Below are 20,484 nucleotides of genomic sequence, written 5' to 3'. Positions count from 1 at the left end.
CGGATTTTCCGCACGCACCCCCTTGCCGGGAAGCTTCCCGGCCCAAGTCGCGGAGTTGTCCTACACAAGCTCATCCATTCACGCGAGCCGGTACACGATCGGCATCGCCGCCACGCGGTGGGCCGCGAAGGTGTCCAGCAGCCGCCGCCGCAGGCCCGCGGGCCACAGCAGCCAGCGCAGGAGGTCGCCGAGCCGCTCCCAGCGCGAGTGGCTGATCAAGGTGTACTGCGAGCGGGAGCGGGGCCGCAGCGCGACGGCGTTGTCGAGGCCCGCGGCGGCCTGCAAGGTGCCGGCGGCGACCTTCCAGGCGGCCACCGTGCTGTCGACCGAGTCGGCGAACAAGTAGCTGAACAGGAAGAAGCCGGGCCGCGTGTGGTCCACCGGCCCGATACGCCGCGCATTCGTGGCGGTGACCACGTGCGAGAAACGCGCGTTCGCGTCCAGCATGTGCCGCAGCATCGCGAACGCGGGGTCGCGCATCACCTGCTCCGCGGTCTCGTCGTCGGCGCATTCGATGAGGATCGCGAGGTCATAGCGCGCCACCCGCACGCAGCCCTCGCTGTCCTCGAGGAAGGCGCTGCGCGAGGGCGCGACGAAGAGCGCATCGAAGACGGCCGTGTCCAGCACACCGGGCAGCTCGGCGAGTTCGCGGCAGCGCAGCTTGCAGCGCCGCGCCAGGTGCTTCTTGTGCGTGCTGGACGGCAGGAACGCCGGCCGCGCGTCCACTTCCGCGGCGATGTGGATGAACACGGACGTGGACGGGTCCATCAGCTTCGGCGCGTTCATGGATGCACCTCCTGCGCCACCAGGCCGCGCGAGCGCGTGATGGTGAGCTGCCTGAACCTGCGCACGATCCACAGCTGCAGGTCGTCGATGTACGTGAACACGGCCGGCACCACCAGCAGGCTGAGCAGCGTTGACGTCACCAGCCCGCCGATCACCGCGATCGCCATCGGCGCGCGGAAACTCGGGTCGGCGTCGCCCATGCCCAGGGCCAGCGGCAGCATGCCCGCGCCCATGGCGATGGTGGTCATCACGATCGGGCGGCTGCGCTTGTGGCACGCGTCCACCAGCGCGTCGAAGCGGCTCATGCCCTCGCGGCGCGCGACGATCGCGTATTCGACCAGCAGGATCGAGTTCTTCGTCACCACGCCCATCAGCATGATCAGGCCGATCATCGACGGCATCGACATCGCGCTGTGCGTCACGAGCAGCGCCACGAACGCACCGCCGATCGACAGCGGCAGCGCGGCGAGGATGGTGACCGGCTGCATGAAGTCCTTGAACAGCAGCACCAGCACACCCCAGATGCACAGCACGCCCACCGCCATCGCGATGCCGAAGCTCACGAACAGCGCCTGCATCTCCTGCGCGTCGCCCAGCTCCACCACCCGCACGCCGGGCGGCAGGTGCTTCAGCGCGGGCAGCGCCATCGCCTCCTGGTAGGCCGCGCCGAGGTCGCGCGAACCCAGCTCCACGTCGAGCGTCACGTTGCGGCGGCGGTCCAGTCGCTTGATCTCGGCCGGGCCGCTGTCCATCGTGAGCCTGGCGACTGCCGCCAGCAGCACCGGGCCGTCGCGGCCGGGCAGCGTCAGCCGCTCGAGCGACGCGAGGTCGGCGCGCGCCGCGTCCGGCAGCTTCACGCGCACGGGCACCTGGCGCTCCGTGAGGTTCAGCTTGGGCAGGCCCGTGCTGTAGTCGCCGGCGGTGGCGATGCGCACCGTCTCCGCGATGCTGGCCGATGTGACGCCGAGGTCGGCGGCACGCGCGAAGTCGGGCCGCACGATGATCTCCGGCCGCGCCAGGCTGGCGCTGGAGGACACCGTGCCGATGCCCTTGAGCGTGCGCAGCTCGCGCTCGGCGCGCTGCGCGGCGGAGGCCAGCGCCGCCGGGTCGTCGCCTTGCAGCACGATCTGCATCTTCACGCCGTTGTCGCCCATCAGGCCCACGCCGAAGCGCGCGCCGGGGATCGCGGCGAGCCGGCTGCGGAGCTGCGCCTCCACCTCGCGCACCGACTCGTCGCGCTCGGTGCGATGCACCAGCGTGAGCGTGAGGATCGCGCGGCGCGCTTCGGCCGCCGTGCCGGCGTTGAATGCATCGCCCGCGGCGCCGCCGCCGACGGAGCTGAACACGCGCTGCACGCCCTTGACGCCCCTGGCGATCTCGCGGGCGCGCTCCGCCACCGCCGTCGTCTCCTTCAGCGTGCTGCCGGGCGGCAGCTCGATGGTCAGCTGCGTCTGCGCGCGGTCGGCCGACGGGACGAAGCCGGTGGGCAGCAGGCCGACCAGCGCGATCGAGCCGACGAAGAACAGCGCCGCGCCCGCGGCCGTCACGGCGCGGTGGTGCAGGCACCAGCGCATGGTGCGCATGTACCAGTTCATCAACTTGCCGTCCTGCTCCTCGTGCAGGCCGCCCTTGAGCATGTACGCGGCCATCACCGGCGTGACGAGGCGCGCAACGAGAAGCGAAGCGAGGATCGCGACCACCGCCGTCCAGCCGAACTGCTTGAAGAACTTGCCGGGGATGCCGCCCATGAAGGCCGTCGGCAGGAACACCGCGACCAGCGCGAAAGTGGTGGCGACGACGGCGAGCCCGATCTCGTCCGCCGCTTCCAGCGCCGCCTGCATCGGCGTCTTGCCCATGCGCAGGTGGCGCGAGATGTTCTCCACCTCGACGATCGCGTCGTCGACGAGGATGCCGACCACGAGCGCCAGCGCGAGCAGCGTCACGATGTTGAGCGTGAAGCCGAACCACGCCATGCCCAGGAAAGCGGGGATGGCCGACAGCGGCAGCGCCGCGGCGGCCACGATCGTGGCGCGCCAGTCGCGCAGGAACCACCACACCACCAGCACGGCGAGGATCGCGCCCTCGTACAGCATGTGCATCGAGCCGTCGAAGTTCTCCTTCACCGGCACGGAGTTGTCCACTTCCTGCGCCAGCTTCAGCTGCGGGTTCTCGGCGCCCAGCCTGGCGACCACCGCGCGCACGCCCGCTGCGACGTCGAGTTCGCTCGCACCCTTGGAGCGGTAGACCTCCACGCCGACCACGCGCCGGCCGTCCTGCAGCGCGAGGCTGCGCTGCTCGGCGACGGTGTCGGTGAGCGTCGCCAGCTGGTCCAGCCGCACGCGGCGGCCGTCGGCCAGCGGCAGCTCGAGGGCCGCGAGTTCGGCCGCGGTGCGGACCGTGGCGATCGTGCGCACGCTCTGCTCCGCGCCGCCGACGTCGCCGCGCCCGCCGGGCGCCTCCTGCTGCACCTGCTTCAGGCGCCGCGACACTTCGGCGGCGGACACGTGCAGCGCCGCCATCTTCATCGTGTCCAATTCCACCAGCACTTCGCGGGTGACGCCGCCGACGCGCTTGACGGAGCCGACGCCGGGCACCGACAGCAGCGCCTTGGTCAGCTTGTCGTCGACGAACCAGGAGACCTCCTGCTCGTCGAGCACCGTGGAGCTCGCCGACAGCACCTGTACCACGCGGCCCGCGGTCGCGGCCTTGCTGATGACGGGCTCCTTCAGGTCGCCGGGCAGGTCGGAGCGGATGCGGGTGACCGCGTCGCGCACTTCGGTCAGCGCATCGGACGGGTCCTTCTCGATGATGAACTCGACCTTGATCGAGACTTCGCCGTCGTGCACGCTGGTATGGATGTGCTTCACGCCCTGCACGCTGGCGACCGAGTCCTCGATCTTGCGGGCGACCTCGGTTTCCAGCTGCGCGGGCGCCGCGCCTTCGAGCGTGGCGACCACGCTCACCACCGGCAGTTCGATGTCCGGGAATTCCTGCACCTGGTTGGTCTTGAAGCCCCACAGCCCGGCCAGCGTGAGCAGGCCGAACAGCAGGATGATGACCACCGGGTTGCGGATGGCGTAGGCGGAGAAGTTCATTGGCCCACCACCTTCACGAGGTCGCCTTCGTTGAGGAAGCCCGCGCCGCTGGCCACGATCTGCGTCGTGGGCGCGAGGCCGTCGACGATCTCCACGCGGTCGCTCAGCTGCCGGCCCGTGCGCACCTTCACCTGCGTGACGTGGTTGTCCGGCTTGACGGTGAAGACGTAGTTGAAGCCGTCGCGCAGCACCAGCGCCTGCTGCGGCACCGTCACCGCGGGCGTGCGGCCCAGGCTGAACTGGCCGCGGGCGAACATGCCGGCGCGCAGGCCCTTGGCCGCGGGCAGGTCCACGTACACCAGCGTCGTGCGGGTGCGCGAGTCCACCGTGGGCGCGAGCTGGCGCACCTTCGCGGCAACCTGCGTGCCGTCCGGCGCCTGCACCGTCACCTCGCCACCGGCCGCGACGCGCGTGGCCTCTTCCGGCGTGACCTCGGCGCGCCACTCGAGGCGGCCGCCGCGGATCAGGCGAAACAGCTCCTGGCCCGCGGGCACCACTGCACCGGCCGTGGCCGTGCGCGCGGAGATGATCCCGTCGTCCGGCGCGAGCACGTGCGTCCTCGCGAGGCGCAATTGCTGCGAACGCGCGGCGGCACGCTGCGCCTCGAGGCGCGCCAGCGCCGTCTGTTCGGCCGTGAGGTACTGGTTGACCTCGCGCGCCGACAACGCGCCGCTGTCCGCGAGGCCGCGCGCACGCTCCGCGTTGGCGGTGGCTTCGGCGGCATGCGCCTTCGCTTCGGCAACGCCCGCTTCGATCTGCGCGAGGTCCGCCTGCACCGTCTCGGGCGCGAACGTAGCGAGCACCTGGCCGCGCTTGACGACGTCACCCACGTTCACCAGCACGCTGGCCAGGCGCAGGCCGTTGGCTTCGCTGCCCACGCTGGCTTCCTGCCACGCGGCGATGGCGCCGTTGGCTTCCAGCTGGCGCGGCAGGTCCATGCGCTGCGGCAGGTCCAGCCGCACGGTCAGCGCGGGCGCGACCACCGCAGCCGCCGCCGGTGTGGCGCGCGCCTCGTGCAGCACCATCAGTGCTGTGGCGCTGATGCCGAGCACCGACGTGGCCACCCAGACCAGGGTCATGTTGAAAGGTGTGTTCATGCGAGGTTCTCCGTTCATGAGGCTTCCCAGCCGCCGCCGAGCGCGCGATAGAGGTTGATCCATGCCTGGACGCGCTCCTGCTCCAGGTCGATCAGGGAAATCTGCGACTGCACGTCGCTGCGGCGCGCCTCCTCCAGCTCGAAGAGGCTGGCGAGCCCGCCGCGGTAGCGCGTGTCGGTGGCCTGCAGCGACACGCGAAAGCCTTCGGCCGCGATACGCGCGTCCTGCGCGCGGCCGGCCGTGCTGTGCAGGGACAGCAGCGCGGTCTCCACTTCGCGCACCGCTTGCCGCAGCTTGGCGCGGTACACCACGCCGGCTTCGTCGAACTTCGCGCGCGCCGCTTCCGCCTGCGCCTTGCGCTGGCCGCCGTCGAAGACGGGCAGCACCAGCGAGACGGGGCCGAAGCTCCACACCGAGCCGCTCGCGTTGGACCACGAGGTTTCGGCGTGCGCGCGGCCCACGTTGCCCTGCAGCACCAGGCGCGGCCACTGGCGGGCGCGCGACTGGTCCCAGTCGGCCGAAGCGGCGACGACGTTGCGTTCGGCCGCGAGCAGGTCCGGGCGTTGCGCGAGCGCGCGAGCCGGCACGTCGTTCACTTCGATTTGCGCCGGCCGCGGCAGGCGCGCCGTGGCGGCGGCGAGTTCGGTTCGCAACTGCACTTCGTCGAAACCGGTCATGGCGACGAGCGACTTCACGAGGGCGCTGCACTGGGCCATCAGCTGCGTCGCGCCGGCCCGCGCTTGCGCGGCGCTGGCCCGTGCGAGGGCTTCGTTACCCGGCGACTGCATGCCGAACTGGCGGCTCGCGGACGTGAGCCGCGCGGTCTCCTCGCGCGAGGTCACGTCGATCTGCGTCTGCACCAGCCGCGCCTCGCACGCGCGCAGCTGCGTGTAGCTGGCAGCCACTTCGGCGGCCACCGCAACGCGCGCTTCGTGCCAGCCCGCATCCGCCGCGACGGCGCGGGCATCGGCGGCGCGGGCCCCGGCCCGGTTGCCGCCGAACAGGTCCAGCTCCCACGACCACTGCAGCCCCGCGCTGCCGCTGTTCGCAATGGGCTGCTGCAGCTCGGAGCGGCCGCGGGCGGCGCCCAGGTTGGCGTCCACCGAAGGCAGCAGCGCAGCGCCGGCGGACGTGCGGCTGGCGCGCGACTGTGCGATGCGCGACGCGGCCGCCGCGACGTCCGGGCTGGCGGCCTGCGCCGCATCGACCAGCCGCAGCAGCAGCGGGTCCTCGAACTGCGCCCACCATTGCTGCAGGCTGGCCTTGGCACCGCCGTGGGGCAGCGCTTCGTACCACTGGACCGGCAGCGGGGCTGCGGGCTGCGCCTGCGCGCCGGCGGTGCCGGCCACCAGGGCGGCGGCCAGGGCGATCGTCCATCGTTTCATGTCGGGGCTCCGGGGTTGTCGGCGGTGGGCAGCGGCAGCGCGGCGGCCAGCCAGGCCAGCAGCGCGTCGCCGTCGGCGAAATCCATGCTGTCGCCGCTGGTCATGTGCACGAGGCGGCCGAACATGCGGCCGGCGTCGGCGTCGCGGTGCAGCTGCAGCACGAAGGCGCGGGACTGCGGGTAGGTGGTGACGGGGTTGAGGACCATGGCCGGCAGTGTCGAATCCGCCCGCCGGAAAGTCGTCACGGAACCGTCTGGCTTCGGTCTGGATTCCGTGCGGCGATTGCCTCAGAATGGCCCGAAGCCTGGGGGACCGGATGGACACGCAGCCGCTGCTGGCGCGCTTCGACAACTTCGTGCTGGACGAAGCCAACGCGCGCGTGGAGCGCGACGGCGTCGCGGTGGACCTGCCCCCGCGCGCCTTTGGCGTGCTGTGCGCGCTGGTGCGGCAGGAGGGGCGGCTGGTCGTCAAGAACGCCCTGCTGGACGAGGTGTGGGGCCACCAGCACGTGAGCGAGTCGGTGCTCAAGACCACCATCAGCCAGCTGCGTGCCGCGCTGGCCGACGACCCCAAGACGCCGCGCTACATCGAGACCGCGCCGCGTCGCGGCTACCGCTTCATCGCGAGCACGCTGGGCGCTGCGCCCGCCCCGCCGCCGCCCGGCCCGGCCGCCCACATCACCACGGCGCCCGGCACGCCCATCGTCGGCCGTGAAGCGGCGCTGGCGGTGCTGGATGCGGGCCTGGATTCGGTGTCCGCCGGCGCCTGCCGGCTCGTGCTGGTCGCCGGCGAGCCGGGCATCGGCAAGAGCACGCTGGTCGCCCGCTTCCTGCAGGTGCACCCCGAGGTGAGGCAGGCAGTGGGCCAGTGCATCGAGGCGTACGGCACCGGCGAGCCCTACCTGCCCGTGCTCGACGCGCTCAACGGCATCGCGCGCGGCGCGGGCGCCGGCGAACTGGTGGACCTGATGCGCCGCGTGGCGCCCACGTGGCTGGTGCAGCTGCCGTGGCTGATGACCGATGCCGACCGCGCCAGCCTGCAGCGCGAGGTGGGCGGTGCCACGCAGCAGCGCATGCTGCGCGAGCTGGGCGAGCTGCTGGACCGCTACACCGCGCAGCGGCCGCTGCTGCTGGCGCTGGAGGACCTGCACTGGAGCGACGAAGCCACGGTGCAGCTGCTCGGCTACCTCGCGCGCCGCCGCGGCAGCGCGCGGCTGCTCGTGGTGGGCACGCTGCGGCCCGCGGAGGTGATCGCATCGGGCCACCCGCTGCACGGGCTGCGCCAGGAGCTGCATGCGCACCGGCTCTACGACGAGATCGACCTCGAGACCTTCTCCGAAGCCGAGGTCGCCGACTACATCCAGCGCCGGATGGGCGCCGGCGTGGCGTCCGATGCGCTGGTGCGGGACCTGCACTCGCACACCGACGGCCTGCCGCTGTTCGTGGCGAGCGTCGTGGACGCGATGCTGGCCGGCGGCACGCAGGAGGCGCTGGCGATCCCGCGCAACGTGGTGAGCGTGGTGGAGCGGCAGATCGCAATGCTGCCCTCCGCCACGCGCGAATGGCTCACCGCCGCGAGCGTGGCCAGCAGCGTGTTCACCGACCACGTGCTGGCCGAAGCCGTCGGCGTGCCGCTCGACACGATGCGCGTGACGCTCGACGGGCTCGCGCGCATCGGCCAGTGGCTGCGCCTGGACGGCGTGATGACGGTGGCGGGTGGACGCACGGCCACGCGCTACGGCTTCCGGCACGCGCTGTACCGGCACGCGTTCTACCAGTCGCTCGGGCAGGCGCAGCGCGTGCACTGGCATGGGCACTGGATGGCCGCGATCGAGCGCGTGCACGGCGCCAGCGCCGTGGAGCTGCTGTCCGCGGAGCTCGCGATGCACGCCGAGCGCGCGCACGACCTGCCGCGCGCCATCGGGTACCTGCAAATGGGTGCGGCGCGCGCGCTCAGCCGCTTCGCGCCGGCCGAAGCGGCGGGTGCCGCCCACCACGCGCTGGAGCTGCTCGCGCAACTGCCCGAAAGCGAAGCCAACCTCGGGATGGAGCTGGAGCTGCGCGTGCTGGAGGGCGTGGCCCTCGCGCAGCAGACGGTGTTCTCCGAGCCGACGGTGGCCGTCGCCTTCGACCGCGCGCAGGTGCTGGTGGACCGCCTGCCCGCAAGCCCCGCGCGCGCCCGCGCGCTGCACGGGTTGTGGTGGGTGCAGTTCGGGCGCGGCGAGCTGGCGCGCGCACGCACGCTGGCCGAACGCATCCTGCGCCTGGGGGAAGACGCGAACGACATCAGCCTGAAAGTGGCGGGCCACGGCTCGCTCGGCATGACGCTGACGCACATGGGCGAAGTACCGCTCGCCCGCACCCACCTCGAACACGCGCTGGCCGCATACCGCGAAGCGGGTTCGGCCCTGAGCACCGAGCTCTTCGTGCAGGACCCCGGCGTGGAGGCGCTCAGTTACCTCGCGCTGCTCGCGTGGTGGATGGGCTCGCCGTCCGAGGCGCGCGGGTTCATGCGCGAGGCGGAAGTCGCCGCCGAGCGCAGCCGCCACCCGCCGACGCAGGCGATCGCGCTGCACATCTCCGCGGTCGTGTACAGCGTCGCGCGGGAGTACGAGACGGTGCTGCGCAAGACCGAGCAGATCTACCGGCTGGTGGAAGGCCACTGGCTCGCGGGCGGCCCCAGCGCCCACGGCTGGATCTACGGGCGAGCCCTGGTGGCGCTCGGCCGCACCGAGGAAGGCCTCGAGGCCATGCGAGCGGCGGCCGAGAGATGCCGCGCCAGCGGGCTGCGCATCGGCCTGCCGGGCTACTACCAGATGTATGCGGACGCGCTGCGAACCGTCGGCCGTCTCGGCGATGCGCTGGAATCGGTCGAGGCCGGGCTCGCGGCCGCCGGCGCGACGGGCGAGCACTGGGTCGACGGGCCACTGCTGCGAGTGCGCGGCGAGCTGCGGCGGGAGAAGGGAGAAGCCGACGCGGCACGCGCCGACCTCGAGGCCGCGATGGCCTACAGCCGCGAGCGCCGCACCCTGCAGCACGAGCTGGAAGCCACCGTGGCATGGGCTCGCCTGCCGCAAGTGCCGGCGCGCGAGAAGCGGCGCGCGCTGGACGACCTGATCGCGCGCTACGGGAACGAGCTGACGTGGATGCTCGACGAGGCGAGGCGCCTGCGCGACGCGGTCGTCACCCTTCCTTGAACAACGCCTCGATGCGAGCCCGCAGCCAGCGGTTGCCGGGGTCCGACTCGAACCGGCGGCTCCAGTGCAGCGACACCACGAATTCGCGCTGCGCGAACTCCGGCTCGACGATCGCGTAGCCCCCTTCGAAACCGCGCGCGATGTTGCGCGGCATCACGGCCGCGAGGTCCGTCTCGCGCACGATGGACGTCAGCACCATGAAGTGCTCGGTGACGAGCCGCACGCGCTCCTCCAGCTCGAGGCGCTGCAGGATGCGCAGCGTGTCGGCATGCGAGCGCACCGCCACGAACTCCAGCTCGCGCAGGGCGGCGAGCAGCTCACGGCCCGCGAGCTTGCGCCGCGTGAACGGGTGCGCGCGGCGCAGCAGCACGACGTAGCGGTCCTTCAGCAGCTGCAGCTTCTGGGTCTCCTTGACCATCGGCAGGAAACCGAACGCGAAGTCGATGCGCCCGGCGTCCAGCGCCTCGGTGATCTCCTCGCGCGGCAGCGGCTGCGTTTCCACGCGCACGCCCGGCGCCTGCTCGCGCAGCAGCACCATCAGCTCCGGCAGGAAGCGCGCTTCGCCGATGTCGCTCATGTGGATGCGGAAGGTGCGGCGCGACTGGGCGGGGTCGAATTCGGTGGAATCGCCCAGCGCCTGCTCGAGCGTGGAGAGCGCTTCGCGCACGGGCGTGGCGAGGCGATGCGCCTTGGGCGTGGGCTCCACCCCGCCGGCAGCGCGCATGAAGAGCGGGTCGTTCAGCACGCCGCGCAAGCGCGTCAGGCCCTGGCTCGCGGCGGGCTGCGTCAGGTCCAGCAGCTCGGCCGCGCGGCTGACGTTGCGCGTTCGGTACACCGCGTCGAACAGCCGCAGCAGGTTGAGGTCGATGTCCTTGATATGCACGATGCTGATAGCTGTTAGTCGGGTTATTTTATTGATGGATGATCGATGCGCCTGCGACACTGCGCCGGAAAGAAGGAGACACCATGGCCCTGCTGCGCCCATTCATCCTGCTGCTCGCCCTCGCCGCCGCGCCCGCGGCATTCGCGCAGGCTTTCCCGAGCAAGCCCGTGCGCTTCATCGTGAGCTTCCCGCCGGGTGGTGCCGCCGACCAGATCGCCCGCGCGATCTCGCAGCCGCTGCAGGAGGCTCTGGGCCAGCCCGTCGTCGTGGAAAACCGCGCCGGCGCCAACGGCAACATCGCGGGCGAGTACGTCGCCAAGTCGCCGCCGGACGGCTACACGCTGCTGATGAGCTCGGGCGGCACGGTGTCGATCAACCCGCACCTCTATTCGAAGATGCCGTTCGACCCGGCCAGGGACCTCGTGCCGGTTGCCGCAGGCGCGAAGGTGCTGGTGTACCTGGAGGTGAACCCGCAGAAGGTGCCGGTGAACACCGCGCAGGAGTTTCTGGCATACCTGAAGAAGAACCCCGGCAAGCTCACGTTCGGCTCGCCCGGCAACGGCAGCTCGCCGCACCTCGCGGCGGAGATGATGAAGTCGCAGGCAAACGTGTTTGCCACGCACATTCCGTATCGGGGTGCGGCGCCCGCGATGCAGGACCTGCTGGGCGGCCAGATCGATTTCATGTTCGACCCCGGCATCGGCCTGCAGCAGGTGAAAGCGGGCAAGCTGAAGCTGCTGGCGATCGGCAGCCCGAAGCGTTCCCCGCAATACCCGGACGTGCCGACGATGGACGAGGCGGGCCTCAAGGGTTTCGACGCCGACACGTGGTTCGGCTTCTACGCGCCCGCGGGCACGCCGGCCGACGTGATCACGAAGCTGAACACGGAGATGAACAGGATCATCGCGAGCAAGCCGTTCCAGGACCGCATGGCGGCGATCGGTGCCATCCCCGCGGGCGGCACGCCGCAGGATTTCGCGAACCGCGCGAAAGTGGACAGCGACCGCTTCGGTGCGCTCATCAAGGCCCGCAACATCAAGGGCGACTGAGTTGACTCGCGAAGTCATCTACCCCGTGAAGGTGGAGTTCGGCGACTGCGACCCCGCGCGCATCGTCTGGTTTCCCAACTTCTTCCGCTGGATCGACGCGGCGTCGCGGCACTTCTTCATCGAGTGCGGCGTGCCGCCGTGGCACGAGACCGAGAAGCTGCTCGGCGTGATCGGCACACCGCTCGTGGACACGCACGCCAGCTTCGTGAAGACCGCGAGCTACGGCGACACGCTGCACATCCACACCTTCGTGCCGGAGTGGCGCACGAAGAGCTTCGTGCAGCGGCACATCATCCGCCGCGATGGCGAGCGCATCATGGAATGCGACGAGGTGCGAATCTTCGCGGGCCGCACGGAAACGGGCATCAAGGCCTTGCCCATCCCCGAGGACATCCGGCGCCTCTGCTCGTAGCTACTGCCGGCGCAGCGGCAGCGCGAAGTCCTCGGCCAGCAACGCCGGCACGTCGCCCACGTCCTGCACGACGCGCACGCCGGGCACGCTGCGGCGCGCCAGCACGGGCGCCGGCCCGCCGGCCCAGATGCGCACCGGCGCGGGCAGCGCACCACGCAGTTCCTGAAGGCCGCGCACGACCTGCGCGGCGTTGATCGTCGCGGTGAAGCTCAAGCCGACGAGGTCCGCCCCATGCGCCTTGCAGGCGGCCACCACCTGCTCCACCGGCAGCCGCACGCCGAGGTTGACCGTGCGGCAGCCCTGCAGCGCGAACATGGCCTGCGCCATGAGCAGCCCCAGCGCGTGGGACTCGCCCTCGAAGGTGGTGAGCAGCACGGCGGGCGCCTCGGGCCGCGTGGCGGCGTCCAGCTTGGCGACCGGCGCGCGGACGAGGTCCTGCACGCACTCGGTGAACATGTGCTCCTCGTGCACATCGAGCTCGCCCGCGCCCCAGGCCTCGCCCACCGCCTGGCACAGCGCCGGCAGGTCGCGTGACGCGAACTTCGCGAGGCCCTCGCGCGCCAGCATCGCCGCCAGCTCCTGGCGCACGGCGCCCACGTCGTGCTTCTTCAGCACGCGCAGCAGGTGGCTCACGCCCTTCGAGCGCGGCGCGGGCGGCGCGCCGGCCTCGCCATGCAGGCGCCGGATCTCCTCGGGCCCGCCCTCGAGCAGGCGCGCGGGGCGGTGCCCCTGCTCGATGAGCCGCGCCATCAGGCGCAGCTGCTCCACCTGCTCGGGCGGATACATGCGCTCGCCGCGGCCGTCGCGCAGCGGCGCGGGAAAGCCGTAGCGCCGCTCCCAGATGCGGAGGGTGGCGCGCGGCAGCCCGGTGTCGCGCTCCACATCCGAAATCGGCTTGCCTGCGTATGGGTCCATGGACGCGGATTTTCTCCCGGCATCGATTGTCCCACTTTTTCACTTTGTCATACGACAAACAGATAAACTGATTGAAACGGAAGGAGCGTCGGATGTACGGTGCTTACAGGAATGCCGGGGCGGGCGCGGCCGCGCCCCGGGTCGCGGTGGTCGGCAGCGGCATCGCCGGGCTGGCGGCGGCGCACGCGCTGCGCGGCCACGCGCACGTCACGCTCTACGAGGCGGGCGCGCATTTCGGCGGGCATGCGAACACGGTCGAGGTCACGCTGGACGGCGTCACCCATGGCGTGGACACCGGCTTCCTCGTCTTCAACGACCGTACCTACCCCGGCCTGCGGCGCCTGTTCGCCCAGCTGCGGGTGCACGTGTCGCCGTCCGACATGTCGTTCTCGGTGCGCGCCGGCGCGCTCGAGTGGAGCGGCACGAACCTCGACACCGTCTTCTGCCAGCGCCGCAACCTGCTGCGCCCCGCGTTCTGGCGGATGCTGCGCGACCTGCTGCGCTTCAACGCGCTGGCCACGCGCATCGCCGAGCGTGGCGAGGACCGCGCGCTCGTGCAGCCGCTGGGCGACTTCCTCGACGCGCAGGGCTTCGGCCCCGAGCTGCGCGACCACTACCTGCTGCCGATGACGGCCAGCATCTGGAGCTGCCCCACCGGCACGATGCTGAACTTCCCGGCCGGCACGCTCATCCGCTTCTGCCACAACCACGGGCTGCTGCGCGTGACGCAGCGGCCGCAGTGGTACACGGTGACGGGCGGCTCGCGCGAGTACGTGCGGCGCATCGTGGCGCAGCTGCCGGATGCGAGGCTCGCCACGCCCGTGCGGCACGTGGCGCGCGACGCAGCGGGTGCGGTCGTCGTCACCGATACCGGCGCGGAGCGCTTCGAGGCGGTCGTGATGGCCACGCATCCCGGCCAGGCGCTGCAACTGCTGGCGAACCCCACCGCGGAGGAGTCGATGCTGCTGGACGCCATCCGCTACCAGCCCAACCGCGCGGTGCTGCACACGGATGCGAGCGTGCTGCCGCGCGAGACGAAGGCGTGGTCCGCCTGGAACCACGAAGCGGGCCCGGACGGCACGCAGGTGTGCCTGCACTACCTGCTCAACCGCCTGCAGCCGCTGCCGTGGTCGCGGCCGGTGATCGTCACGTTGAACCCCTTGCGGGCGATCCCGCGGGAACACGTGCTCGGTGAATTCGACTACGAGCATCCGGTGTTCGACGCCGGCGCCATCGCCGCGCAGCGCGAGCTGGCATCGATCCAGGGCCTGCACCACACGTGGTACTGCGGCGCGTGGGCGGGCTACGGCTTCCATGAGGACGGGCTCGTCTCGGGCGAAGCCGCCGCGGACTCGGTGCTGGCCGCCTTCGAGGCGCGGCGGCTGGAGCGTGCGGCGTGAATGGGCCGCTGATCGCCACCGGCGACGTGCGGCATGCGCGATTGCGGCCGGTGCGCCATGCGTTCCGCTACCCGTCGTTGTTCGTGCTGCTGCCCCTGCGCAGCTGGCGCGGCGGCGGCGCGCTGGCGCGCAACCGCTTCGCGCCCCTCTCGTTCCACGATGCCGACCACGGTGACGGCCGAGGCGATGCGCTTTCGTGGATCGACGGCTTGCTGCGCAGCGAAGGCATCGACGACGCGACGGGCGAGGTGTGGCTGCAGTGCTTCCCGCGCGTGTTCGGCTACGCTTTCAAGCCCGTGAGCTTCTGGTATTGCGAGCGCGCGGACGGACGGCTGCGCGCCATCGTCGCCGAGGTGAACAACACCTTCGGCGACCGCCACTGCTACCTGCTCGATGCGGCGCAATGGGGCCGCGAGCTGCAGGCGCGCAAGGTCTTCCACGTCTCGCCCTTCTGCGCCGTCGAAGGCGGCTACCGCTTCCGCTTCCTGTGGGCGCGCGAGCGGCAGCGCATCGTGGTGCGCATCGCCCACGACGACGCCACGGGCCCGCTTCTCGAGACCAGCGTCAGCGGCGAACTGCAGCCGCTCACCGCCGGCCGCGCACTGCGCGCGTGGCTGCGCTTCCCCCTCCACGGCCTCGGCGTCGTCGCGCGCATCCACTGGCACGCGCTGCGCCTGTGGCTGGCCGGCGTGCCGTTCTTCCGCCGCCCCGCCCCTCCCGTGCACGGCACCAGCCGGCAAAAGACCGCATGACCACTCTCTTCGCCCCCACGTTCGCGCCCGGTGCGCGCATGCCCCGCGCCGCGCGCATCGCCCTCGGCCTGCTGCAAAGGTTGCGGCACGGCACGCTCCACTTGCGACTGCCCGGCGGCGCAAGCCTGCAGTTCGGCAGCGGCGAGCCGCACGCCACGCTCGCCATCCACGAGTGGTCCGTCTTCGACCGCGCGCTCGCCGGCGGCGACATCGGTTTCGCCGAGGCGTACATCGACGGCCAGTGGAGCACGCCGGCGCTGGCCGACCTGCTCGCCCTGCTGCTGCGCAACCGCCGCGAGCTCGACGACGCGATCTACGGCACCGCCTGGGGCCGCCTTGCCTACCGCTTGCGGCACCTGCTGAACCGCAACACGCGGCAAGGCAGCCGCCGCAACATCGAGGCGCACTACGACCTGGGCAACGCGTTCTACCGGCTGTGGCTCGACGAGACGATGAACTACTCGGCGGCCTGGTTCCGCGAGGGCACGGAGTCGATGGCCGATGCGCAGCGGCTGAAGGTGTCGCGCGCGCTCACCGAGGCCGGCGCGCAGCCCGGCGCGCGCGTGCTGGAGATCGGCTGCGGCTGGGGCGCGCTGGCCGAGATGGCGGTCGCCGAGTTCGGCGCGAGCATCGTCGGCGTGACGCTATCGCACGAGCAGCTGGCCCATGCGCGCGCCCGGCTCGACGCCACCGGCCACGGCGCCGCCGCCGACCTGCGCCTGCAGGACTACCGCGACATCGCCGACGAGCCTTTCGACGCGATCTGCTCGATCGAGATGGTGGAGGCGGTGGGCCGCGAGTACTGGCCGCAGTACTTCGGCACCGTCGCGCGCCTGCTGCGCCCGGGCGGGCGCGCCTGCATCCAGGCGATCGTGATCGACGACGCGCTGTGGGACCGCTACGTGCGCGGCACCGATTTCATCCAGCAGCACGTCTTCCCGGGCGGTTGCCTGCCCTGCCCGCGCGAGTTCGTGCGGCATGCGAACGCCGCGGGGCTGGAGGTGGTGAACGAGCTGAAATTCGGCCGCGACTACGCCCGCACGCTCGTGGAGTGGCGCCAGCGTTTCACCGCGCAGCAGGCCGCGGTGCGTGCGCTCGGCTTCGACGAGCGATTCCTCAGGACCTGGGAGTTCTACCTGTGCTACTGCGAAGCGTCCTTCCGCGAATGCAGCACCGACGTCGTGCAATACACGCTGCGCAGGCCCTGAGCTGCGCGATCGCGTTCGCGGCGACCGCTGCCGGCGCCCAGCAGGACGAGGCCGTTCGCGCAGCGGTTCCGCAGGCGCGGCTCGTCGGCGAAGCGCCGATGCGCTGGTTCGGGCTGCCGATCTACGACGCGAGGCTGTTCGCGCCCGCCGGGTTCGACGCGCTCGAACTCGCGCGGCATGCCTTCGTGCTGGAGCTCACCTACCGCCGCGCGCTGCGCGGCCGCGACATCGCGCGGCGCTCGATCGAGGAGATGCGCCGCGCGCCTTCGTTCCCCGAGGATCGTGCCGGGCGCTGGGAAAGCGAACTCGCCGCCGTGCTGCCCGACGTCCAGCCCGGCGACCGCATCGCGGGGGTGCACACGCCCGGCGGCGGCGCGGCATTCATCGTGAACGGGCGCCGCGCAGGCGAGATCGCGGACGCGCAGTTCGCCCGGCTCTTCTTCGGCATCTGGCTTGCGCCGCACACGTCCGAGCCCGGGCTGCGCGCCGCCCTCCTCGGGAGCGCGCAGCGATGATTCCCCGCCGCGACGGCTGGCGCTACGGGCTGCTCGGGCTGCCGCTCGCGTTCGCGGCCCTGCCCTTGTACGTGCACGTGCCGGCCCGCTACGCGGCCGACTTCGGCGTGCCGCTGACCGAACTCGGCGCTCTGCTGCTCGCCGCGCGGCTGGCCGACGCCGTGCTGGACCCGTGGATCGGCCGCTGGATCGACGGCCTCTACCAGCGCTCGGTGCGACACGTGCTCGCCGTGGCGGCAGGCGCCGCCATCGCGCTCGCGGCCGGTTTCGCACTGCTGCTCTTCCCGCCGGTGCGCGGCACGGGCGCGCTGCTCGCGTGGGCCGCGATGTCGCTCGCGGTCACGTACTTCGCCTTCAGCGTGCTCAGCGTGGCGCACCAGTCGTGGGGCGCGATGCTGGCCGACAGCGACGACCTGCGCGCGCGCATCGTCGCATGGCGCGAAGGCCTCGGGCTCGCGGGCGTGCTGCTCGCAGCGGTGCTGCCCGCCGCGGCCGGCTGGCCCGCGACGACGGCGGTCCTCGCGCTCGCCCTCGCGTGCGGCTGCGTCGCGCTCGCGGCGTCGCGCTGGCCCCTTCCACTGCCGCACACGTCCGCGGCCGCGTGGCACCGGCCCCTGATGCAGCCGGCGTTCCGCAAGCTGCTGGCCGTGTTCCTCGCGAATGGCATCGCGAGCGCGGTGCCCGCCACGCTGCTCCTCTTCTTCGTGCGCGACCGCCTGCAGGCGCCGCAGGCCGAAGGCACCTTCCTCGGCATCTACTTCGCCTGCGGTGCGGCGTCCCTGCCGTTGTGGCTGCGTGTCGTCGCTCTCGCAGGCCTCGCGCGTGCCTGGCTCGCCGGCATGCTGCTCGCGATCGCGTCGTTCGCCGCCGCGATGGCGCTGGGCCCCGGCGACAGCGTGGCCTTCGGCATGGTCTGCGCGATGTGCGGAATCGCTCTCGGCAGCGACCTGGCCGTGCCGGCCGCACTGCTCGCCGGCGTGATCTCGCGTGCACGCGAGCCCGGCGCCGTCTACTTCGGCTGGTGGAATTTCGCGAGCAAGCTGAACCTCGCGCTGGCCGCGGGGCTCGCGTTGCCGCTGCTGCAGCTCGCGGGCTATTCGCCGGGCGATGCCTCGCCGCGCTCGATGGCCGCCCTCACCTTCGCCTATTGCGCCGTGCCCTGCGTCCTCAAGGCCGCCGCCGCGCTGCTGCTCTACGTCCAGCTCGTTCGAACCAAGGAAGTCCCATGACAAGGTCCCTTCGCGTGGCGGCGCTCGCCGCGCTGCTGGCGCTCGCCGGCTGCGCCAGCCCCGACGTCGCCACCTACGCCACCGAAAAACCCACGCTGCTGCCCGAGCAGTACTTCAACGGCCGCGTCGACGCGTGGGGCATGTTCACCGACCGCTCCGGCAAGGTCGTCAAGCGCTTCGTCGTCACCATCGACGGCCGCTGGAGCGGCGACGAAGGCGTGCTGGCCGAGGACTTCACCTATGCCGACGGCACGAAGCAGCAGCGCACGTGGCGCATCCGCAAGCTGGGCGACGGCCGCTACGTCGGCCGCGCGGACGACGTGGTCGGCGACGCGCAGGGCGAGGCCCGCGGCAACGCGCTGCACTGGACCTACACGCTCGCCCTGCCCGTGGACGGGCGCACCTGGAACGTGGAGATGGACGACTGGATGTACCTGATGGACGACCACGTGCTGCTGAACAGGACCGCGATGAGCAAGTTCGGCGTGCGCCTCGGCGAAGTCACGATCTCCTTCCGCAAGCGGCCATGAAACTCAACCCTTCGCTCGCGCCGTGGCGCGGCAAGCGCGTGTGGATCGTGGGCGCATCCACCGGCATCGGCCGCGCCGTGGCCGAGGCGCTGATGGCGCGCGGTGCGCACGTCACGGTGTCGGCCCGCAACGAGCGCGAGCTGCGCTCGTTCGCGGCGCCCGGCTGCGTGCTGGCGCTGGACGCCACGTCGCCCGGCGCGCTGCAGGACGCCGCGGCGAGCCTGCTCGCGCAGGGCCCACTCGACCTCGCGGTCTACTGCGCCGGCTACTGGCAGCCGATGCGCGCCGACAGCTTCGACCTCGCGCAGGCGCTGAAGCACCAGGAGGTGAACTACAGCGGCGCGCTGCGGCTGCTGGGTGCCGTGCTGCCCGCCTTGCACCGTCAGGGCCACGGCCACGTCAGCCTGGTCGGCAGCGTCGCCGGCTACCGCGGCCTGCCGCTGTCGCTGGCGTACGGGCCCACCAAGGCCGCGCTCATCAACCTGGCCGAATCGCTCTACCTGGACCTGCGCGCGGAAGGCATCGGCGTGAGCATCGTCAACCCGGGTTTCGTGGAGACACCGATGACCGCGGTGAACGACTTCCACATGCCGGCGATGACCCAGCCGGCCGACGCGGCTGCCGCCATCCTGCGCGGCTGGGAGCGCGGGCAGTTCGAGATCCACTTTCCCAAGCGGTTCACGCTCGGCGTGAAGCTGCTGTCGATGCTGCCGTTCGACCTCTACCAGTCGCTCGTGCGCCGGGGGACGGCCCGATGAAGGCCGACAGCGTGACGCACCTCGTGGCGATGTTCGAGTCGATGGCGCCGCATGACGTGCCGCGCCTGGCGCGCTGGTACACCGACGACGCGTGGTTCAAGGACCCGTTCAACGACGTGCGCGGGCTTGCGGCCATCCAGCGCATCTACGCGCACATGTTCGAGGCGCTGGAGTCGCCGCGGTTCACGGTCGTCTCGCAGGTGGTGCAGGCGGACGAATGCGCGCTGATGTGGGAGTTTCGCTTCCGGCGGCGCGGCGAAACGATGGTGATCCGCGGCGCGTCGCACCTGCTGCTCGCGGCGGACGGCCGCATCGAGTCGCACCGCGACTACTGGGACCCCGCCGAGGAGCTGTACGAGAAACTGCCGCTGCTCGGCGCGTTCATGCGGTGGCTCAAGAGGAGGTTGCAGGCAACATGAAAGGCGACAGCAACTTTGCCCCGAGCTCGCAGCCGCCGGCGCACTCGTTCCTGCGCGCGCTGAACGAACCGGAGGACCGCCAGAACTGGCTGTGCAACACGCCGCTGCTGGAAACGGGCCACCCCAAGATCCGCCTGCTGGCCGCGAAGCTCACGCAGCTCAAGCGCACGCCACGCGAACAGGCGGTGGCCTGCTACGAGTACATCCGGCGCCTGCCCTTCGGCTGCATCGCCGACAGCACGGGCACCAGCGCGCTGGCCGTGCTGCGCGCCGGCATGGGCGACTGCCACACCAAGAGCACGCTGCTGATCGCGCTGCTGCGCAGCCTGGGCATCCAGTCGCGCCTGCGCTTTGTCACGCTCAAGCCCGACTTCCTGCACGGCATCATCGACACGGGCGGCCAGCCGATCGAACACGGCTACACCGAGGTGCTGCTGGACGGCGAGTGGCTCGCCACCGACAGCTACGTGGTGGACGTGCGGCTGGCGATGGCCGCCAAGACGCGGCTGAAGATCGAGCAGCGCACGCTCGGCTTCGGCATGCATCGCGACGGCGCCATCACGTGGGACGGGCGCGGCAATTCGTTCGCGCAGTTCACGCTGGCGGACACCGCGAGCATGCCGCTGCACGACTGGGGCGCGTTCGACGACCCGTACCAGTTCTACTCCAAGGTGCCTTACGTGCGCGAGCGCCTGAGCCTCGGCAGCCGCTTCAAGTGGCTGGTGGGGGCGGGGCTGGTGAACCGGCGCGTGCGGGAGCTGCGCGGCAAGGTGCCGCCGCGCAAGGTGTAGACGGCGCAAGGGGGATTGCCGAACTCTTCCGCGCCGCGGGTATCCAATGGAGCCTGCACCGAAG

19 protein-coding genes are annotated in these 20,484 nt (G+C 71.5%); 12 read left to right on the top strand and 7 right to left on the bottom strand.

From position 1 onward, the window contains the following. Window positions 1-78: 78 nt before the first annotated feature. Genes H8R02_RS12370 through H8R02_RS12350 form a run of 5 tightly spaced genes read right to left on the bottom strand, consistent with a single transcriptional unit; the run spans window position 79 to window position 6,569 of the window. The gene (locus H8R02_RS12370) at window positions 79-786 is read right to left on the bottom strand and encodes a hypothetical protein (protein ID WP_187081733.1); all 708 of its coding nucleotides are present in this window, start codon (window positions 784-786) and stop codon (window positions 79-81) included. After that, window positions 783-3,881: an efflux RND transporter permease subunit gene (locus H8R02_RS12365; protein ID WP_187081732.1), complete on the bottom strand. Its 3,099-nt coding sequence runs from the start codon at window positions 3,879-3,881 to the stop codon at window positions 783-785. The genes H8R02_RS12370 and H8R02_RS12365 overlap by 4 nt, the downstream gene beginning before the upstream one ends. Further along, the gene (locus tag H8R02_RS12360; protein ID WP_187081731.1) at window positions 3,878-4,978 is read right to left on the bottom strand and encodes an efflux RND transporter periplasmic adaptor subunit; all 1,101 of its coding nucleotides are present in this window, start codon (window positions 4,976-4,978) and stop codon (window positions 3,878-3,880) included. Before H8R02_RS12360 ends, H8R02_RS12365 begins: the two co-directional genes overlap by 4 nt. A gap of 14 nt (window positions 4,979-4,992) precedes the next feature. Beyond that, window positions 4,993-6,363 carry an efflux transporter outer membrane subunit gene (locus H8R02_RS12355; protein ID WP_187081730.1) on the bottom strand — a complete coding sequence of 457 codons (1,371 nt, stop codon included), beginning with the start codon at window positions 6,361-6,363 and terminating at the stop codon, window positions 4,993-4,995. Further along, window positions 6,360-6,569, bottom strand: coding sequence for a hypothetical protein (locus tag H8R02_RS12350; RefSeq protein WP_187081729.1), 210 nt, complete (start codon window positions 6,567-6,569; stop codon window positions 6,360-6,362). Before H8R02_RS12350 ends, H8R02_RS12355 begins: the two co-directional genes overlap by 4 nt. A gap of 110 nt (window positions 6,570-6,679) precedes the next feature. On the opposite strand from H8R02_RS12350, the gene H8R02_RS12345 reads away from it, so the two are divergent. Continuing rightward, window positions 6,680-9,559 carry an AAA family ATPase gene (locus H8R02_RS12345; protein WP_187081728.1) on the top strand — a complete coding sequence of 960 codons (2,880 nt, stop codon included), beginning with the start codon at window positions 6,680-6,682 and terminating at the stop codon, window positions 9,557-9,559. Here H8R02_RS12345 and H8R02_RS12340 read toward each other — a convergent pair. Next, on the bottom strand, window positions 9,546-10,442 hold the full coding sequence (locus tag H8R02_RS12340; RefSeq protein ID WP_187081727.1) for a LysR family transcriptional regulator: 897 nt from the start codon (window positions 10,440-10,442) through the stop codon (window positions 9,546-9,548). The two genes, H8R02_RS12345 and H8R02_RS12340, sit on opposite strands and share 14 nt — an antisense overlap. Before the next feature lie 83 nt (window positions 10,443-10,525). On the opposite strand from H8R02_RS12340, the gene H8R02_RS12335 reads away from it, so the two are divergent. Together H8R02_RS12335 and H8R02_RS12330 are read left to right on the top strand one after the other, a co-directional pair. Further along, the gene (locus H8R02_RS12335; protein ID WP_187081726.1) at window positions 10,526-11,491 is read left to right on the top strand and encodes a Bug family tripartite tricarboxylate transporter substrate binding protein; all 966 of its coding nucleotides are present in this window, start codon (window positions 10,526-10,528) and stop codon (window positions 11,489-11,491) included. A gap of 1 nt (window position 11,492) precedes the next feature. Then, window positions 11,493-11,903: an acyl-CoA thioesterase gene (locus H8R02_RS12330; protein WP_187081725.1), complete on the top strand. Its 411-nt coding sequence runs from the start codon at window positions 11,493-11,495 to the stop codon at window positions 11,901-11,903. Here H8R02_RS12330 and H8R02_RS12325 read toward each other — a convergent pair whose 3' ends face one another. Beyond that, complete coding sequence (locus tag H8R02_RS12325) at window positions 11,904-12,818, bottom strand: MerR family transcriptional regulator (protein ID WP_187081724.1); 915 nt, start codon at window positions 12,816-12,818, stop codon at window positions 11,904-11,906. A gap of 92 nt (window positions 12,819-12,910) precedes the next feature. Here H8R02_RS12325 and H8R02_RS12320 point away from each other — a divergent pair, with 92 nt between their 5' ends. From H8R02_RS12320 to H8R02_RS12280, 9 genes are read left to right on the top strand one after another with little or no spacing between them, the layout of a single operon-like run. Then, window positions 12,911-14,218: an NAD(P)/FAD-dependent oxidoreductase gene (locus H8R02_RS12320; RefSeq protein WP_187081723.1), complete on the top strand. Its 1,308-nt coding sequence runs from the start codon at window positions 12,911-12,913 to the stop codon at window positions 14,216-14,218. Beyond that, window positions 14,215-14,970, top strand: a complete 756-nt coding sequence (locus H8R02_RS12315) for a DUF1365 domain-containing protein (RefSeq protein ID WP_187081722.1) — start codon at window positions 14,215-14,217, stop codon at window positions 14,968-14,970. Before H8R02_RS12320 ends, H8R02_RS12315 begins: the two co-directional genes overlap by 4 nt. After that, on the top strand, window positions 14,967-16,178 hold the full coding sequence (locus tag H8R02_RS12310) for an SAM-dependent methyltransferase (RefSeq protein WP_187081721.1): 1,212 nt from the start codon (window positions 14,967-14,969) through the stop codon (window positions 16,176-16,178). Before H8R02_RS12315 ends, H8R02_RS12310 begins: the two co-directional genes overlap by 4 nt. Continuing rightward, window positions 16,136-16,693: a chalcone isomerase family protein gene (locus H8R02_RS12305; protein WP_187081720.1), complete on the top strand. Its 558-nt coding sequence runs from the start codon at window positions 16,136-16,138 to the stop codon at window positions 16,691-16,693. Before H8R02_RS12310 ends, H8R02_RS12305 begins: the two co-directional genes overlap by 43 nt. Further along, a complete protein-coding gene (locus tag H8R02_RS12300) occupies window positions 16,690-17,922 on the top strand; it encodes an MFS transporter (protein WP_187081719.1) in 1,233 nt (410 codons plus the stop codon). The genes H8R02_RS12305 and H8R02_RS12300 overlap by 4 nt, the downstream gene beginning before the upstream one ends. Then, window positions 17,919-18,452, top strand: coding sequence for a DUF3833 domain-containing protein (locus tag H8R02_RS12295; RefSeq protein WP_187081718.1), 534 nt, complete (start codon window positions 17,919-17,921; stop codon window positions 18,450-18,452). Before H8R02_RS12300 ends, H8R02_RS12295 begins: the two co-directional genes overlap by 4 nt. Next, window positions 18,449-19,210, top strand: a complete 762-nt coding sequence (locus tag H8R02_RS12290; RefSeq protein ID WP_187081717.1) for an SDR family NAD(P)-dependent oxidoreductase — start codon at window positions 18,449-18,451, stop codon at window positions 19,208-19,210. Before H8R02_RS12295 ends, H8R02_RS12290 begins: the two co-directional genes overlap by 4 nt. After that, window positions 19,207-19,629 carry a nuclear transport factor 2 family protein gene (locus H8R02_RS12285; protein ID WP_187081716.1) on the top strand — a complete coding sequence of 141 codons (423 nt, stop codon included), beginning with the start codon at window positions 19,207-19,209 and terminating at the stop codon, window positions 19,627-19,629. Before H8R02_RS12290 ends, H8R02_RS12285 begins: the two co-directional genes overlap by 4 nt. After that, the gene (locus H8R02_RS12280; protein ID WP_187081715.1) at window positions 19,626-20,420 is read left to right on the top strand and encodes a transglutaminase-like domain-containing protein; all 795 of its coding nucleotides are present in this window, start codon (window positions 19,626-19,628) and stop codon (window positions 20,418-20,420) included. Before H8R02_RS12285 ends, H8R02_RS12280 begins: the two co-directional genes overlap by 4 nt. Window positions 20,421-20,484 lie beyond the last annotated feature (64 nt).

It is taken from the genome of Ramlibacter albus, assembly GCF_014297445.1.
Taxonomy (GTDB): Bacteria; Pseudomonadota; Gammaproteobacteria; order Burkholderiales; family Burkholderiaceae_C; genus Ramlibacter; species Ramlibacter albus.
The sequence above is the reverse complement of the archived record's forward strand: the minus strand, read 5'-3'. Positions and strand labels throughout refer to the sequence as shown.